Here is a 17,824-nt window from a genome sequence, read left to right as displayed (position 1 = left end):
TACATAACGCTGACACCCTACTAATTACTCGCTCTGGCTCATACAAATTGAGCACTTTGAGTATGTATCAGGCCATTGACGATCTCTTGACAAACGGATCCCTACTTCACTCTTGCCAGCTGATCAAAACGCCCACCATCGACAAAGAAAGTGTCCATAATCTGCTCCCAAGAACCAAATACTGCTACCGGCTCAAAAGTCTCAATATCAGGCAAGATTGCTTTGTGAGCTGCCAGCACTTGTGGGTTACTTGGACGCATATACATCTCTGCCATGAGCTCTTGTGCTGGAGTGTCCCATAAGCCTTTTAAGTAAGCATTCGCCGCTGCCGTCTTGCCGCCCTTGTCAGTAACGGCTGTTACGACCGCCACTGGGTTAGCAATCACAATAGAATAACTGGGATAAACGATATCGACCTGTCCTTTGGCAAATTGCTTGGCGGCTAAATGTGCTTCATTTTCGGTCGTGATGAGCACATCGCCCAGTCCGCGCTGAGTAAAGCTGGTCGTTGCGGCACGCGCCCCATTGTCATAAGTGACCACGTTTGCCAGTAGTTTTTTGATAAAATCATCCGTTTTGGCAGGACTTTGCACTGTTTCTTTAAATTGATGTAATCCGTAACCATAGGCACCCAAAAACGCATAACGCGCAGTACCACTGGTTTTTGGGTTTGGTATCACGACATCGATATCGTTACGCGCCAAGTCAGACCAGTCTTTGATATTTTTGGGGTTACCATCGCGCACCAATAGCACCATGGTACTGGTATAAGGCACCGCATTGTTTGGGAACGCTTGCTGCCAGTCAGAGGCAACCAAGCCTTTTTTAACCAACAGATTCATATCACTTTCTTGGTTTAAAGTGACTACATCTGCTTGCAGACCATTGGCAACCGACAATGCTTGTTTGCTTGAGCCACCATGTGATTGGTTGATATTTACCTGACTGTCTGAATGCTTTTGCCGATAATCTGCGCTAAATAAAGCGTTATAATCTTTATAAAAATCGCGTGATACATCATAAGAGACATTTAATAAACTGATATTTTTTGCATCACCCGTTGCGTTCGAGCCGTCTTGTTGAGTGACTTCGGTAGGATTACAGCCTGTCATTAGCATGGCAAAGGCTAGTACGCTACCAACTTTAACATTGACATTGGCGAGCGGTGTCGGCGTCTTTTTATCCTCAATAAGTGTATGGAGGTTAGCAAAATGACGCTTTTTAGATATTTGCTGAATACTTTTGTTATCTGGTTGCATGGGTGCTCTCGATAATGTTGATAGAAGCGTTTTCCACAGCATTAACAATCTTATTAATGCTCATAATTCTTTGGATGCGGTTCTATGGATAATGAGAAATATGCTAACAGCATGTGAGTAAAATGCTTAGTGATAAATGCGCTTATCGAGTGATTAACTTGGCATAAGTCATTTTATTAATTATTTTACAAGGCTTATTTTTTCTAAGTATTTTGCGCTATAGTGATGAGCAGACACTTTTGAGTAAGTAATGGTATTGCTTACTATATAGACGAGCCTTTATGTAAACGATACTATCTCTAATATCCTTACAGCCATGCTGTTAGGCGTTGCGTTTAGATAACGACCATTCCTCTTAATCACTCCTTTATCAAAGGTACTTAAATGATCATGTCTCCACCTCGTGCCGCTCGTCACTCACGCTTTTTTTCGGTATTTTTCACCACATCGGCGGCTCTGTTTGCCTTAAGTGGCTGTAATAACGTGACACCTAGCGTGAATCACCAAGCCATAAAACAACCGATAGCCGATGTCATGCCAGCTGTACAAGCAGTCGTTGGAGATTATGCTGATGAAGGTTATGAAAAGCGCGCGCAAGGCTATGATTGGGTTGGCGTTATGGTACGGGCAGAGAGTGATCAGCAAATCAACATAAAGGTTCGCGCCCGTAGCGATATTAAAAAGCCCAGTTGCCAGTTTGATGGCAAGGCAATATTAATGGGTCAAGATGACGCGCATGGCATTATTTTCCAAAGCAAAGTGAATGACAGTACGGCATTCTTTCAATTTAAGGATGATAAGCTGACTATTGATAGTCAAGATAAATACGCGTTGAATTATTTTTGTTCGGGCGGTGGCACATTGGTCGGTGAGTATCAAAAGCTGACAACAGATTTAGAGATTTAATAGATAACGAACGCTAGTTTAGGCAAGAGGCGTTGAAAACCATTATCAAAAAAAGGTGTCAGACTTATTATCTGACACCTTTTTTTGATACTGGTTTGTATGCTGATAATCTTGGTTTACACCGCAGAGGCACCAACCAATTTCACTTCAGCACGTTCCTCTCTTGCGATACCAGCATAATAATCACGCAAAATTTGTAATACTTCTGGACGGCTAAAGTTGTCTGGTACTTCTTCATCTTCTGATAGCGCTTTACGCAGCTTCGTACCTGATACTTTAACGTGTTCAGACGCTTCATGCGGGCAAGTCTTATCTGATGCCATGGCATTACAAGCATTACACCAGAACGTCCAGCCAATTTTTAGTGGTTGAGTGATAAGATCATCTTTACCAACCTGTTCAAATATCGTTTGTGCATCAAAGGCACCATAATAATCGCCGACACCAGCATGGTCACGACCAACAATCAAGTGGCTACAGCCATAGTTTTGACGGAATACGGCATGTAGTAATGCCTCGCGTGGACCGGCATAGCGCATATCTAGCGGATAACCGGCTTGAATAACGGTGTCTTGTCTAAAGTAATTATCAATTAGCGTTTTAATGGCTTCTTGACGCACTTCGGCTGGGATATCGCCTGGCTTCAATGCCCCGAGCAATGAATGAATCAAGACTCCATCACAAATCTCGATAGCAATCTTGGCAAGGTATTCGTGTGAGCGATGCATTGGATTACGCGTTTGGAAAGCGGCAACCGTTTTCCAGCCTTTGGCATCCAGTATTTCCCGCGTTTCAGTAGGGGTTTTATAAATTTCCGGATATAAGGTTGGGAACTCGCCTTCGCTCAATACCTCGACACTACCTGCAATATTGACTTCGCCTTGCTCTAAAACTTGTTGAACACCCGGATGTGCTGGGTCTGTTGTGGTGAATACTTGCTGACACTCATGCTTTTTATCGATGGTATAGGTTTCTTCTATCGTCAAGATACCCATGATTTCGCCGTCTTGAGCGACCAAGGCTACTTTATCGCCTTGACTCAAACTATCTGCAGTTTCTTTCGGCGCTGATAAAGTGATGGGAATTGGCCAAAACAAGCCAGCATTGTTGCCACTTTGCAGGCGCATATCATCAACCACCCCTTGCCAATCCGCTTGGTTCATAAAGCCATTTAGCGGCGTAAAGCCACCGATACCGAGCATAATCAAATCACCACGCTCACGCGAGCTCAGGGTAATCGTCGGCAAGCTGCTGGCAAGTTTCAATGCTTGGTTGCGGGTATCACCTTGTAATAGTAAAGGCTTAAGCTCAGTGCTGCCATGCGGTGGAACGAGTTTTGATGGTTGCTTAGAGGTGATAGATGTCATATTGATTTATAACCTTTATGGGTAGTGATAAATTTGATAAGCATAGGCTACCTAACTTTCGTTATGAAAATTTATGCTGTGTTTGGATATACATATGTCTTAAAGGAATTTATGTTTATAGACGCAAGCTTATATGATGTGACTCTGAATTGTTTACCTTGCGACTGGCAATAAGATTGATTACACACGCCAATCATTTTCGTCGCTGCTTTTATGTTTAAAAAATTGAGATTACGTCATGTATCAATATAACTACGCTGACCAAACCTTGGTAGAAGAACGAGTCGCCCAGTTTCGCGACCAAACCGAACGGTTTTTGGCAGGCGAGCTGCCAGAAGAGCAATTTTTGCCGCTGCGTTTGCAAAACGGCCTCTATATCCAGCGTTATGCGCCGATGTTGCGTATCGCCATTCCTTACGGCTTGCTTGCCAGCTATCAGCTACGCAAATTGGCTGAGATTACCCGTAAGTATGATAAAGGTTATGGGCACATGACCACCCGTACCAATATTCAGCTGAACTGGCCAAAACTAGAAGAAGTGCCAGACATTTTGGCAGAATTGGCAACGGTACAGATGCATGCCATCCAAACCTCAGGTAACTGTATCCGTAACACCACAACGGATCCTTATGCGGGTATCCATAAAGAAGAAATTGCTGATCCACGTCCTTATTGCGAAATCATTCGTCAGTGGTCAACCTTCCACCCTGAGTTTGCTTTTTTACCACGTAAATTTAAGATTGCCGTCATCGGTACCAATGATGACCGCGCGGCAACCCAAGTACATGATGTGGGTCTGCATATCAAAACCAACGATGAAGGTGAGATTGGCTTTGAAGTATTGGTCGGTGGTGGTCTCGGACGTATTCCTGTCTTGGGTAAAGTCATCAATAAGTTCTTGCCGCGTCAGCATCTGCTTAGTTATTTAGATGCTATCTTGCGTGTCTATAACTTGCATGGTCGCCGTGATAAAGGCAGTAAATACCGATCACGTATCAAGATTTTGGTCGAGAGCATGGGCGGCCCTGCCTTTGCCAAACTGGTCAATGCTGAGTGGGAAGCCCACACCAAAGATGGTTCGCTTACCTTAACTGATGAGAACTTTACTACTGCCAGCAGCTTTTTTACCGAGCCTGATTACCTAAGCTTCGATGCACTACAAGTACAGTCTGAGCTACAACAGCAACTAAACACTGATAAAGATTTTGCTAACTGGTACAACCAAAACACGGTGGCGCATAAAGTCGCTGGTTATCGTGCGGTCGTTATTTCGCTCAAAGCAGGCTTGGTCGATGGCAAATATGTGCCCTCTGGTGATGTCAGCGAGTCGCAGATGGATGCACTGGCTAATCTGTCTGACAAATACAGTTTTGGTGAGCTGCGTGGTACTTATCAGCAGAATTTGGTATTCGCTGATGTGCAAACCAATAACCTTTATGAGTTGTGGCAGCAGCTAGCAGAGTTGCATTTAGCACGCGCTAATATCAACACCCTAACAGATATGATTGTCTGCCCAGGTTGGGATTACTGCTCGCTTGCTAATGCGACGACACACAACATCGCTGAACAGATCGAAAAACAGTTCGATGATTTGGACTATCTGTATGATTTGGGTGAGATTCGCTTAAACATGTCTGGTTGTATCAATGCTTGTGCGCACCATCATACAGGTGACATTGGCATCTTGGGTGTGGATAAAAAAGGTGAGCATTGGTATCAGATCAGCATTGGCGGCAATTCCAGTGACGATGCCAAACTTGGCAAAATATTAGGTAAATCTGTCCCTGCTCTTGAGGTTGCCAATACCATACAGCAGATCGTCGATGTCTATGTAGACTTGCGAGCCAGTACCGACAATGATGTCGAAAGCTTTGGTCAATTGGTTGAGCGCGTTGGTATTGATCCATTTAAGGAGAAGGTCTATGGCTAATCATCATATTTTGGACAGTCATGGCACAGATATCAGCAGTCAAGATAACTGGCATGTGCTCACTACGGACGCGCTACCAGAGAGTATGGTATCGACAAACATCACGTTGCTTGAGTTGCTACAAAGGCAAGAAAAGCCCGATGTGATTGTACCGCTCGCTGATCTATTAGACGAATCAGGCGCGCAGGTCGGTGGTCTGGTTAAAGAGGTTTATGAGCTGATTGTACAGCACAGTAGTCGACTTGGATTGTGGATGACGGCTGACACCGATGCTGATGCGTTAGAAGGTATTGGTGATTTCTTATCAACGCAGGCGCTTATCGTGATTGATGTACCTAAATTTGCTGATGGTCGCAATTTTAGCTTTGCACGTACCCTACGCCAAATTGGCTACCAAGGTGAGATTCGGGTGGCTGGCGCGTTTGGCCGTGATCAAATCGCGTATCTACTGCGCATGGGTGTTGATAGCTTTGTATTGAGCGAGCATGACATGCAGCCAGACTCTAAATTCGGTATTGAGCAAGCATTTACTGCCCTTGCCAGTAGTTATGATGGACAAAGTGCTTCGGATTTACCGATGTTTGCTAAACCGTCAGAACCCTCACTCGCCTAGTTTTAACACTGACCATAAATTTTAATTTTTAATCGACACTTTTATATTAACAACCATTAAGGAAGGTATTATGAGCCAATTACATCCGAACCTAGATCTTGACCAAGCCAACCAAGCATTGCAAGGCAAGTCGCCTGAGCAAATCGTTGAGTGGGCATTAAGTCAAGCGAAAAACCCAATCATCACGACTAACTTCCGCCCATACGAGTCAGCGATTCTGCATTTGGTTGCCAAACAGCGCCCTGACATCACCGTATTGTGGGTAGACTCAGGTTATAACACGGATGCCACTTATCAATTTGCCAATAAAGTCATCCGTGATTTAAATTTAAACGTCATCACCTATATTCCTAAGCAAACGGCGGCGTATCGTGACGCGACCATGAACGGTATCCCAGGTATCGACAACCCACAGCATGATGAATTCACTGACCAAGTAAAATTAGAGCCATTCCGCCGTGCGCTAGATGAGTTAAAGCCAGATGTTTGGTTTAATGCCATTCGTAAAGATCAAACCGAATTCCGCCAAGGTCTTGATGTACTTAGCCTATCAAAAGATGGCGTGTTAAAAGTAGCGCCATTGTTTGAAAACACTGACGCCGATTTAGATGTTTATCTCGAAGAGCATAACTTACCGAATGAATTTGATTACTTTGATCCGACGAAAGTAGAAGAAAGCCGTGAGTGTGGCTTGCACACGCAACTTTAGGTATTTCGTAGTTTTACGATAAAAACACTTCTTAGATATAAGAGGTGTTTTTTTATTGTCATAGTAGATTCAATATTTAGTCCCACAAAATTTGAATATATCATTCAAGCGCTACCGCCAAAACAATGAGGACACACGCAAGTATCAAAATTATCGAACTAACTGCCAGCCGCCTTTCTCATCCCTTTCACCCATGACTGCCAAAACCAACACTAGACTTAACATCAGTAATAAGTACCAAGAGCCCAGCTTACCCCAACCTACCATATGCCATGCATTTGCTTGTGACGGATAACGCCAAATATTGGTAAAAGCAGCAATATTTTCTGCCAACCAAACCAAAAAAGCGAGGAACAACAGTAATGGTAAAAATGGACATTGATATTGCTTGGTATCACGCAATTGAAGATTATTTTTGTGATGGATTTGAAAAAACACTCTGGTTTTCCAAAATAAAACTACTGAAGCGATGAACAATATATTGCGAATATCAGGGACAAAAAACTTAGTGAAGAAGTTGGCATAAGAAAAAATAACCAATAAACTCACCCATAGTAAACGTGGTAAGTCGGTAAAAGAGACATTAAACAATCTTAAGCCACGCGCTAAAAAACTACCTACGGCCGAATACATAAATCCGGCGAAGAGTGGCACAGTGGCAACTCTAAAAATGGATGGTTCAGGATAGTACCAAGAACCAATTTTGGGATGGGTTAAAAACAACTCCATTGCCATGGCCATGATATGAAAAATAGCAATGACCCATACCTCACGCGGCGTTTCTAATTTGAAATAAACCAAAAAACCCTGAATAATCAAAGCATAAGCCAACAACAGATCATAGCGATAGATACCAGAAATTGACCAACTTATTTGATGAGTCAGTACAAAAGCCAATAATAAAAGTATGCCAAACAAAGCAGACGCTAAACTCAGCGCGGCGCCACGTGGAATAATGTTCAACACCTTAGATTAGCACTACAATCATATTGACTGCCGTTTATTGCTTTAACAGCTCGCTTAATACGCTATGGTGAACCATGACATACATCCTCCTCTTCCTCACAATAGCTTATTATATAAAGTATTCATTAGAGGCCGCCAAACTATAGCAAATAGTCTGCTCAATAGACAATTTTCTATAGTTTTTGAATATCTCTATCTGTATAAAGAAGTCAGCATTTGAATAATTAACGTTTCTTGAACGTTTTATTGTCTAACATTGCGGTATTCTATGGCTTGCCTCAGTGGCTGCTCGGCATTAAACCGACGCTATAAAGCCGCATCATGGACAAAGCTACTCATCCTTTTTTATTTCCTTATAGGCACTCGCGCTCATCAATATGGATATTTATTATGTCTTTTATAAAAAAAATCGATTCACTCTATGAAAAACTGCACGATAAGCTACCAGCGGTAGGCAAGACCGCCTCTTTTTTAACTGGTACGAGTGTTCTTACTGCCAATAGTGCGATGGTGGGTCTGCCCATCTGGACTTTGGGAGCGGCAAAAGTATTGACAGGAGCAAAAGCTGCGGATGATGCGCTGATTGCGATTACCAAATACTGGATTAATAGTAATAACGCCGTCATTGATCATGTCCTACCTCATAAAGACTGGCGCATTAACCTGCCTGACGACCTGAGCGAAGACAAGCAGTATCTATTGGTAAGCAACCATCAATCGTGGGTTGATACCAGCATTGTGCAATATATCAGCCAAGATACCCTGCCTTTGACACGGTTTTTTACCAAGTTTAATCTGATTTATATTCCTGTCATCGGTCAAGCCTTTTATTTCTTAGACTTTCCGATGATGAAGCGCTTTTCTGCCAAAGCGATGGCCAAGAATCCAGAGCTTAAAAAACAAAACTTGCTTGAGGCTAAGCGTGCCTGTCGTCAATTAAAAGACAAACCCTTTGCGCTATTAAACTATTTGGAAGGCACGCGCTTTACTAAAGAAAAACATGACCAACAAAAATCCCCTTATCAGCATTTGTTAAAACCACGGGCTGGCGGTTTGTCGTTAGCAATTAATGCGTTAGGCAATGAGTTGGATTCTATCTTGGACGTGACCATTGTCTACCCAGACGGCGCGCCTGACTATGATGATTTATGGAAAGGCAATATTCGCCGTTTGGGCGTCGATGTGACTCGCTTAAAGATACCAGACGAATTATTTGCTGCCATCATGGACGGCGGCTATGACCGTGATGAAACCACCAAAAAAATGATGTTTGATTGGTTAGGGGATATCTGGCAACAAAAAGATGCCCGTATGACTAAGATGCTGAGTGAGTTTGAGTAGATTTTGTACGTTGTCAAATCTCGTTATTGCTAATATCTAATGCAAAAATCTAATCTACATGACAGCCACAAGCTTTGACGTAAGCCTGTGGCTTTTTTAGTTCTGTATTTCACGACTCACCTATTCCCTTTTACATCAAAAACCCTCACCAACATGACAAAAACGAATATGCTAATGCCAATTCGCTACGTGAGCGTATGCCTGTGATACCTCATAATAGCGACATACCTTACATTGAATGAATTACAGGTAATCCTATGAACACCTTTCCATTATTTTTTAAATTAGAAGGTCGCAAAGTACTGATTGTTGGCGGCGGTGATGTGGCACTACGTAAAGCGGATTTGCTCAGCCGTGCTGGCGCGTGCATCACTGTTCTTGCGCCAAGCATTAGCGACGAAATACAAGCCTTGCTCAGTGACAGTAAGCATGAGCTGATTTATGAGAATTATAATAAAACTTATATGACAGGTGCACGCGTCATTATCGCTGGCACGGATGACGAAGCGCTGAACCATCAAATTCATGCCGATGCGACGGCATTAAATATCCCTGTAAACGTTGTCGATACGCCGCATTTATGCGATTTTATCTTCCCTGCGATTGTTGATCGCAATCCAATCGTGATTGGCATATCGTCAAACGGCAAAGCGCCAGTGTTGGCACGTCTATTGCGCGCTCGCCTCGAAACCTTGATTCCACAAGGCTATGGTAAATTGGCAAAGCTTGCTGGCGATTTTCGTAGCGAAGTGAAAACTAAAATACCTACGCTGACAGGACGCAGGCAGTTTTGGGAAAAGGCATTTGAAGGTCCAGTCAGTCAGCTGATGTTTGCTGGTAATGAAGCTGAAGCGTCGGCACAATTACAAGCCGATTTAGATAAAACAGCATCAATTATCACTGAAAAACATACAGAGAATGATATATCCACAGAACCTCAAACCCTACAAAATAATGTAGGCGAAGTCTATATCGTTGGTGCAGGCCCAGGTGACCCAGAGCTGCTCACTTTTAAAGCGCTGCGTTTGATGCAACAAGCGGATATCGTCTACTATGATGCGCTCGTCTCACCGCAAGTGTTAGATCTATGCCGCCGTGATGCTGATAAAGTATTTGTTGGCAAAAAACGCAGCAATCATGCTGTGGCGCAATTGGGCATTAATGAATTGTTGGTCAATAGCGCTAAAGAAGGTCGCCGTGTGGTGCGTTTAAAGGGCGGTGATCCCTTCATCTTTGGTCGTGGCGGCGAAGAAATTGAGAGTTTGCGTGCGCACAGTATCCCTTATCAAGTCGTACCTGGTATTACCGCTGCCAATGCCGCCGCAAGCTATGCTGGCATTCCGCTGACCCATCGTGATCATTCGCAGTCAGTACGTTTTGTCACTGGATTTTTAAAGGCTGGCGCGCCCAATAGTAATTTTAAGAGCTTTTTGAATACTGATGAAACAGTCGTATTTTATATGGGGTTGCATTCGCTGGCGCGTTTGACGACAGGCTTGATTGATGCAGGGCGCAGTAGCGACACCCCGATTGCCATTGTCTCCAATGCCAGTATGCCCAATCAGCAGGTATTAACGGGAACGCTTGCCGACATCGTTGAGTTGCAAGAAAAAAACCAGTTACCCACGCCAGCCTTGCTCATTATGGGAGATGTGGTCGCATTGCATCATGACTTAGCTTGGTATAATTTGCAAAATCAGCAGAAAAACAACAATAGTGACACTACAGCTAGTAACTGGCTACGTGGTGGCACAGCGGCTACACCAAAGGCAAATCATACTAGCCAGCAAGCCCATGCGTTATCTATGGTGGCTAATTTGGCAACGGCTGATGATGGTTTGGAGCAGTTAGTGATTGGTTGACGTATGATCTTCAATTTCTAAAAAGCCCTGCCAGTTTCTAAAAAGCCCTGCCAGTAGATTAGTAGGGCTTTTTAGTATTTAGTATAACGCTATTGATCTTTTATGAGCTATTCATTTTTAACAATTAAGATTTGGTCTTTTGTTTCTCAATGACTTTTATTAGCGTGCTATGAATTGATGATGCGTCAGCAGGCGGATTGCTAATAGGTGTATTCTTAATGAGCAAAGTGTATTCATAATTAGGTTCAAAATCAAAACCTTCTATACCACTATATCGATACTCCCAGTCGGCGTTAGCTTGTTCAGCAGGCTTAGTCAGTAAGCATGATTGCGGCGCAACACCGACACAGTCTACTTGATGGCCAGCGATGATAATTTTACGTAAAACATAAGGCATCGCATGGACAGTAATGTGGCGCTTACTATCTATCTCTGATTGTGATGTCGATTGCTCTCCCATCACTTCAACATAATCGCCTATGGTTAATTTCTGCATTTGATGGGCGTTTTTCTGAGCAAAGTTGGCTTTACTGATTTCTGCGGTATACGTCTGTCCATCCTGAGCGACGATAGTGACTTTTTGCTGCTCTCTGTCTTGAGAGATGACGTCAATCACTTGACCAATGATTGCGTCAGAATGACTCGGTTTGATCGAATGGAAAAACGCGGTGCTATCTTTTATTTGACTCACACTGGTTTTATTATTCATATTTGCTTGCTCATAACTGCTACAAGCAGCCAAAGAGGAAGTGGCAATTAAAGCCAATGTGCATAATCTAATAAACGACATAACATACCCTTATATTAATAATGGCTTGGATGTTACTAAATATGGACCTTTTCTAGTACCATTTATTTGTTACTTAATACTATTAACAACGCGCTTTATTAATCAGCCTTTTTAAATAGCCTTTTTAAATAGCCTTTTTAAATAGCCTTTTTTTTAATAAACGATCATCGTTTCATTTACGGCTAAATGTCACTACCCATTCTTAGGTACTTTGCTTTACTGTTAAGTTTATAGCAAAGCAAATCGCACCAATTCTTGCTAGAATAATCGATGTCTTTTATCCATCATGAAACTCAATTATGCCTGTATCTACTACCAAACCTCTCACTATCCTCCATACTTCCGATTGGCATTTGGGAAGACGGCTTTATGGGCGCATGCGTTATGAGGAATTTGAAGCCTTTTTAAGTTGGCTACAAGAGACCATTAGCCTGCAGAAAGTGGATATATTAATCGTTGCTGGTGATATTTTTGACACCATGACACCAAGCAATAGAGCTCAAGCGCTATATTATGAATTTTTAGGAAAAGTTTCAAAATCATGCTGTCAACATATTGTCATCGTCGCAGGCAACCACGATTCGCCGACATTTTTAGATGCACCAAGCAATGTACTCAAGTTTTTAAACGTTCATGTTATCGGTACCGCTTGTGAAGACTTAAACGATGAAGTATTGGTGTTAGACGATACAAATGGAAACCCGCATTGTATTATTGCGGCTGTCCCCTATTTGCGTGATCGTGACGTGCGTAGCAGTCAGGCTGGCGAGTCGGCTGATAGCAAAGATGCCAATGTCATTAAAGGCATTCGCGCCCATTATGATGAAGTAGCTAGCATTGCCAAAGCGAAGAAAGCTAAATTAGTTGAAGTATACCAGCGTCACATTCCCATCATTGCCACAGGGCATCTATTTGCAGCCGGTGGTACCACTACTGAAGACGATGGTGTTCGCGACCTTTATGTAGGTAACCTAGGTCAAATATCAGCTGATATGTTCGATGAAAGTTTTGACTATGTGGCGCTTGGACATTTGCACGTACCGCAACGCGTCGGTGGTCGTGAGAGCATTCGCTATTCAGGCTCGCCAATCGCGATGGGATTTGGCGAGGCAAAACAACAAAAGCAAGTATTACTGGTACAGTTTGGTACAGTAGAAAATGATGTTAATAATCAAAAATCAGCCTCAAACAATGCAGTTGAAAGCATTATTCCTCAGCTGACCAATACCGTTGCCCCGATTGAAAAACCTGTTAAGAAAGCAGCCAGTCAGACGACAGAATTTATGGATGACTTGTTTGGTTTTGACGAGCAATCAGCAAGTAATGAGGTGACAAAAACTGCTGCTACAGAAAACATCCCTGATCAGCAAGATCAAAACAACCAATCAATGCTCAAAAATCTTGATAATCCCAAAAAAATACTGCACCGAGATGACTCTAATCAGATGCAAGTAGTATCGCTACCTATTCCAAAGTTTCAACAACTGGCGCAAGTTTCAGGTGATTTGGAGTGCATTAATCAGGCTATAGATAAAGTCATTCAATCTCTTGACGCAACAGAGTCTGTATGGCTCGAAATTATTTATACGGGTGAGGAGATTATCAGCGAGTTACGTGAGCATATCCAAACGATGGTAGATAATTTGCCGTGCGAGGTGTTAAAAATCAAAAACACTCGTACCTATAATAAAGTACTAAATCAACAACAAACTTCCGAGACGCTACAAGATTTAAATGAGGAAGAAGTATTCGAGCGTTGCTTGACTGCTCATGATATTCCTGATGAGCAAAAATCATCCTTACGTGACGCCTATGATCAAATCGTTTATAACTTACGTCACGAAGATACTCAGGCTGAATAGTATTATTTAATCATAAACGCTTTTGATCGAAGCTAACTAGAATAAAGGCTTCATTTCTCATTATTACCCTCTTTATTACTACCTATAAAAATAAGACCCTGCCATGCGCCTAATAGAACTAAGACTTAAAAACCTCAACTCCTTAAAAGGCGAATGGCACATTGATTTTAGTGACCCCGCTTTTCTTAATGAAGGCATCTTTGCCATTACTGGGCAAACGGGTGCTGGCAAGACGACCATATTGGATGCGATTTGCTTAGCACTCTATAGCCAGACGCCAAGACTGGGCGATATCACTGGTTCAACGAACGAGATAATGACCCAAGGTACAGGTGAATGCTCAGCAGAAGTCATTATAGAGATTGATTCCAAGCGTTATCAATGCTATTGGTATCAACATCGTGCCCACAAAAAAGCCAAGGGCAATTTATTGCCGATTAAGCATGAGATTAGTGAAGTCAAAACTGGCAAGATTTTAGAAGAAAAAAAGTCCAAAACTTCTGCCTATATACAAAACCTCATTGGCATGGATTTTAATCAATTTACGCGCTCCATCATGCTCGCACAGGGCAGTTTTGCCGCGTTTTTAAAGTCTGATATCGGCGATAGAGCCGCGATTTTAGAGAAAATAACGGGCACTGCTATTTATGCCAAAATATCGTTAAGCGTTCATGAAAAAAAACGCTCTGAGGAAGACGTGCTTGGCAAACTACAGGCAGGCGTGAATAGCCTGTCGTTATTAAGTATTGAAGACGAAAAGCTACTGGTAGTAGATTTAGAGAGCTTTAACCAGCAGCAAAACACACAGCGCCAAACCTTTAAAACCCTAAGTGAACAGCTACAGTGGCTGGATAGTGTTCAGCAGCTACAGCAAAACCTCTCGACCTATCAGGCCGATTTTGCAGCGGCAAAGCATACTCAGCAAACCTTTATTCCAGAAGCCCAGCGTTTAGATGGCGCTAATAAGGCTTTAGAGACTGATAGCTATTTCCGCGAGCTTAGCTACAGCCGAAATTTGGTCAAGCAGTTAGAGGTTGAGCAGCAAGATTTGCTTAATAAGATTCCAACTCAGCAAGAAGCGCTGGCACACGCCAACACTCATTTAAAGAATATCAATACCATCGAAAAGCAAGCCACAGATAGCTTATATGCTACTTTGCCTATTATTAAAAAGACGCGCGAGTTGGATACTGAGATAAAACAGCACTCTTATTCTTTAGCTAGCGATAATCAGCGTAAAGAGGTATCAGTTAGTAACACTCAACAATTAGGTCAAGATATAGATAGCCACAAACAAACAGAGCAAAAGACTCAGACTCAGCTTAGCAGTATAAAAAAGTACTTTCGCGATTACCAAGAGCTAAATGATCTCGATACAGATATGGTGACCTTCGATAACAGCTGTCGCCAATTAATGGCGCTGTTGGAAGATAATGCCAATCTAACAGCGGATAAACTTGCTTATAGTAATCAAGCCCGCATGCTACAGACTGATTTTGATAAGTTATATAAGCAGCAAAACGCAGAGAAATTATTGATAACGCAGCAGCGCGAGCAACTTGCCAACGTACAAAAGCAGCAAGCCACACTCATTCAAAACCAGCCCATTGCTAATATGCGTAGCGAGCAAGAGCAAGTTGATCAAATCAGCACCCAGATTGCGCAAGCCAATATTAAGCTAGAGCAGCTGTCTGAGCGTACCAACCAAATTCAACACATCAATGCAACGTTACCCAAACTGAATCAAGAGCTTAAGACTTTAGAAGGTTTGATTGCCAGTCACAAGATAAATATTGAAGAGGCTAAGCTCAAAAAGCAAGAGAAACAAGAGCATCTACATTTACTACAAAAGGTCGCTAAGCTTGAAGATTATATAGTAGAGCTAGAGGATGGGTCGCCCTGCCCGCTTTGCGGCGCACATGAGCATCCTTATAGCAAACATCATCCATTATTAGACCCTAGTAGCAAAAATAGTAATACCGACGCCCATGACGATCAAAACCAGTCGTCCACAATAAAACAGACTAAGGCGCAATTAACTCAGCAGCACATAGCTGAATTAGAAACTATTATTGATAATCTTGAGCAGACTTTATCTAAACATCATATTGACCATGCCACCAAAAAAGAAGCCATCAATAATCAACAGCAGCAGTTAGCGCCCTTGCAGCAGCAATCTAAAATTTTACACGCTGATATTCAGTCTAACCTTTGCTCGCTATTTAACACTGAAAATAGTTATTCGGAATCGACTGTGGCAATTATCAATCCACTTGCGCAGATTAACAACGATACTGATATTCATATTGATCAGGGCTTATCCTTATTAAGCATCATCAAACACAAACTGACTGAGCATAAACAGTCTCTTAAAACGATAGTCGTCAAATATGACAACCTAGCTGAAAGTGCTACAACGCTCAGTATTGCCATCGAAGCCGATGAACAGCAGCAACAGCTACTTAGTCGCGCCATTAATAATCTGACGACTGATATCAAGCTAAATGCTCAAAAAATTGAAAGTGTCGAAGATAAGATTGCCACTAATTTTTCTGAACTCATACCCATGATGACCAATATTTCATCTTTGGTGAGTAAGTACCCAACGGCTAAATACGAGAACCATTTAACGATAGCGATCAAAGCGACTGACGTTCAAGGCGCACTGCAGCAACTCATTGAAAGCCTTCATAAGCAAACAGTATTAGCAAGCGCAGATTATGATGAGTATATTGACCAATTGCGAGCACAACGTCATGCTTTGAAGCAGTTAAAGCAATATCACCATGAGCAAAGTAGCCGCCAACAGCAACTCACAAATACGCTGAGCAGCCTGAATGCGAATATTGAGAGTAAGCAAGCACAGCTCACCAATGATGAGACAGCACTCAAAGAATTAGAGACATTAATTGATAATAAAACAGAGGATATCGAACAATTAAAGCAGAATAGAAAAGAGGTTTTTGCAGATAAAAATACAGACAATGAAGAAAATCAATTACGCCATGCGGTTGATGAGGCTAAAGCCAAGCAAGTAGTCGCACAAAGGCAGCTAGATACTGTACAGCAGACTCTAGAGCAATTAACGACTAGAGAACAACAGCTAGGCACAGAGCTACAGGCGGCGATGTCTACACTGAATACGCAGCAAAGCACCTTTACTCATTTGCTCGCAGAGTCACAGTTCGTAGATGAAGCCGCTTTTGTGAGTGCCCGCCTGCCGAAAGAAGCGCGTGAAGCATTACAGACACGTAAATTAGCGATTGATAATGCCCTGCATCAAGCTAAGTTGCAGTTGGATAGCACCCAGCAAGCATTAGAGCAAAAACTTGCCAATCCTATGACCGATGAAGACCGAGAAATACTTGCTGGCCAGCACCATCAAATACAAATAGATATTGATGAGTTAAGTCAAAAAATCGGTGCGATTGACCAAAAGCTTAAGGATAACGACAGTCAAAAAGGCCAACAAGCGGCACAGCTCATTGCTATCAATGAGCAAAAACAGAAACTACAAGTTTGGCAACAGCTACATACGCTCATTGGTTCCGCTGATGGCAAGAAATACCGTACCTTTGCCCAAGGCTTAACGTTTGAAGTCATGATTAGTCATGCTAACACTCAGCTACAAAAAATGAGTGACCGTTATTTGCTCATTCATGATGACAGCAATCCACTTGAGCTTAATGTCATCGACAACTATCAAGGCGGCGATATTCGCAGTACCAAAAATCTTTCCGGCGGTGAAGGCTTTATTATCAGCTTGGCGCTCGCCCTTGGGCTATCGCAGATGGCGAGTCACAATATTCGCGTGGATTCACTGTTTTTGGATGAAGGGTTTGGTACGCTTGATGAAGAGTCGCTTGATATTGCGCTCGATACTTTAACGAGCTTACAACAAGAAGGTAAGCTTATTGGCATAATCTCTCACGTACAGGCATTAAAAGATCGCATCTTGACTCAAATCAAGGTTGAAAAAATCTCGGGTGGTTTCAGTCAAATTAGTGGTCAAGGATGTCGCCGAGTGGTCAATATTACTAATGAAAAAATTTAGTAAGCTAAAGCGGTCATCAAGATTCGAGCGTGCATCACGCCGTTGATTACTTTTTACGCTTATTACGCTTAGCCAGACAATAAAAAACCACCGTTAATTAATAACGGTGGTTTTTTTTGAAAAGATCTTTATCTTGTTGTTTATTGAATGACTAGTTGCTTAATT

Annotated in this window: 12 protein-coding genes; 8 read left to right on the top strand and 4 right to left on the bottom strand. The window is 42.4% G+C overall.

Annotation, left to right across the window (positions count from 1 at the left end):
• Window positions 1–101: 101 nt before the first annotated feature.
• Complete coding sequence (locus ACP69U_RS01065; RefSeq protein WP_426137538.1) at window positions 102–1,259, bottom strand: sulfate ABC transporter substrate-binding protein; 1,158 nt, start codon at window positions 1,257–1,259, stop codon at window positions 102–104.
• 384 nt (window positions 1,260–1,643) lie between these two features.
• On the opposite strand from ACP69U_RS01065, the gene ACP69U_RS01060 reads away from it, so the two are divergent.
• Window positions 1,644–2,165, top strand: coding sequence for a hypothetical protein (locus tag ACP69U_RS01060; protein WP_426137537.1), 522 nt, complete (start codon window positions 1,644–1,646; stop codon window positions 2,163–2,165).
• A gap of 116 nt (window positions 2,166–2,281) precedes the next feature.
• On the opposite strand, the gene sat is transcribed toward ACP69U_RS01060, so the two are convergent.
• Window positions 2,282–3,532: a sulfate adenylyltransferase gene (sat, locus tag ACP69U_RS01055; protein ID WP_426137536.1), complete on the bottom strand. Its 1,251-nt coding sequence runs from the start codon at window positions 3,530–3,532 to the stop codon at window positions 2,282–2,284.
• Between the two features lie 238 nt (window positions 3,533–3,770).
• Here sat and ACP69U_RS01050 point away from each other — a divergent pair, with 238 nt between their 5' ends.
• The 3 genes from ACP69U_RS01050 to ACP69U_RS01040 all read left to right on the top strand — a co-directional run bounded on the left by ACP69U_RS01050 (window position 3,771) and on the right by ACP69U_RS01040 (window position 6,784).
• The gene (locus ACP69U_RS01050) at window positions 3,771–5,462 is read left to right on the top strand and encodes a nitrite/sulfite reductase (protein ID WP_426137535.1); all 1,692 of its coding nucleotides are present in this window, start codon (window positions 3,771–3,773) and stop codon (window positions 5,460–5,462) included.
• Window positions 5,455–6,075: a DUF934 domain-containing protein gene (locus tag ACP69U_RS01045; RefSeq protein ID WP_426137534.1), complete on the top strand. Its 621-nt coding sequence runs from the start codon at window positions 5,455–5,457 to the stop codon at window positions 6,073–6,075. The genes ACP69U_RS01050 and ACP69U_RS01045 overlap by 8 nt, the downstream gene beginning before the upstream one ends.
• A 70-nt stretch (window positions 6,076–6,145) precedes the next feature.
• Window positions 6,146–6,784: a phosphoadenosine phosphosulfate reductase family protein gene (locus ACP69U_RS01040; RefSeq protein WP_087814249.1), complete on the top strand. Its 639-nt coding sequence runs from the start codon at window positions 6,146–6,148 to the stop codon at window positions 6,782–6,784.
• A gap of 150 nt (window positions 6,785–6,934) precedes the next feature.
• On the opposite strand, the gene ACP69U_RS01035 is transcribed toward ACP69U_RS01040, so the two are convergent.
• Window positions 6,935–7,750, bottom strand: coding sequence for a DUF817 family protein (locus ACP69U_RS01035; RefSeq protein WP_426137533.1), 816 nt, complete (start codon window positions 7,748–7,750; stop codon window positions 6,935–6,937).
• A 390-nt stretch (window positions 7,751–8,140) separates the two neighbouring features.
• Here ACP69U_RS01035 and ACP69U_RS01030 point away from each other — a divergent pair, with 390 nt between their 5' ends.
• Entirely contained in the window at window positions 8,141–9,091 is a 951-nt protein-coding gene (locus ACP69U_RS01030) for an acetyltransferase (RefSeq protein ID WP_426137532.1), read from the top strand.
• A 257-nt stretch (window positions 9,092–9,348) separates the two neighbouring features.
• Window positions 9,349–10,953, top strand: coding sequence for a siroheme synthase CysG (cysG, locus tag ACP69U_RS01025; protein WP_426137531.1), 1,605 nt, complete (start codon window positions 9,349–9,351; stop codon window positions 10,951–10,953).
• Between the two features lie 124 nt (window positions 10,954–11,077).
• Here cysG and ACP69U_RS01020 read toward each other — a convergent pair whose 3' ends face one another.
• Entirely contained in the window at window positions 11,078–11,743 is a 666-nt protein-coding gene (locus ACP69U_RS01020) for a DUF4377 domain-containing protein (RefSeq protein ID WP_426137530.1), read from the bottom strand.
• A gap of 299 nt (window positions 11,744–12,042) precedes the next feature.
• Here ACP69U_RS01020 and ACP69U_RS01015 point away from each other — a divergent pair, with 299 nt between their 5' ends.
• Window positions 12,043–13,605: an exonuclease SbcCD subunit D C-terminal domain-containing protein gene (locus ACP69U_RS01015; protein ID WP_426137529.1), complete on the top strand. Its 1,563-nt coding sequence runs from the start codon at window positions 12,043–12,045 to the stop codon at window positions 13,603–13,605.
• A gap of 103 nt (window positions 13,606–13,708) precedes the next feature.
• The gene (locus ACP69U_RS01010) at window positions 13,709–17,659 is read left to right on the top strand and encodes an AAA family ATPase (protein WP_426137528.1); all 3,951 of its coding nucleotides are present in this window, start codon (window positions 13,709–13,711) and stop codon (window positions 17,657–17,659) included.
• The last annotated feature ends 165 nt before the right edge of the window (window positions 17,660–17,824 follow it).

The organism is Psychrobacter sp. TWR1-1-1 (assembly GCF_049895865.1).
In the GTDB taxonomy this organism is placed as follows: domain Bacteria; phylum Pseudomonadota; class Gammaproteobacteria; order Pseudomonadales; family Moraxellaceae; genus Psychrobacter; species Psychrobacter immobilis_A.
The sequence above is the reverse complement of the archived record's forward strand: the minus strand, read 5'-3'. Positions and strand labels throughout refer to the sequence as shown.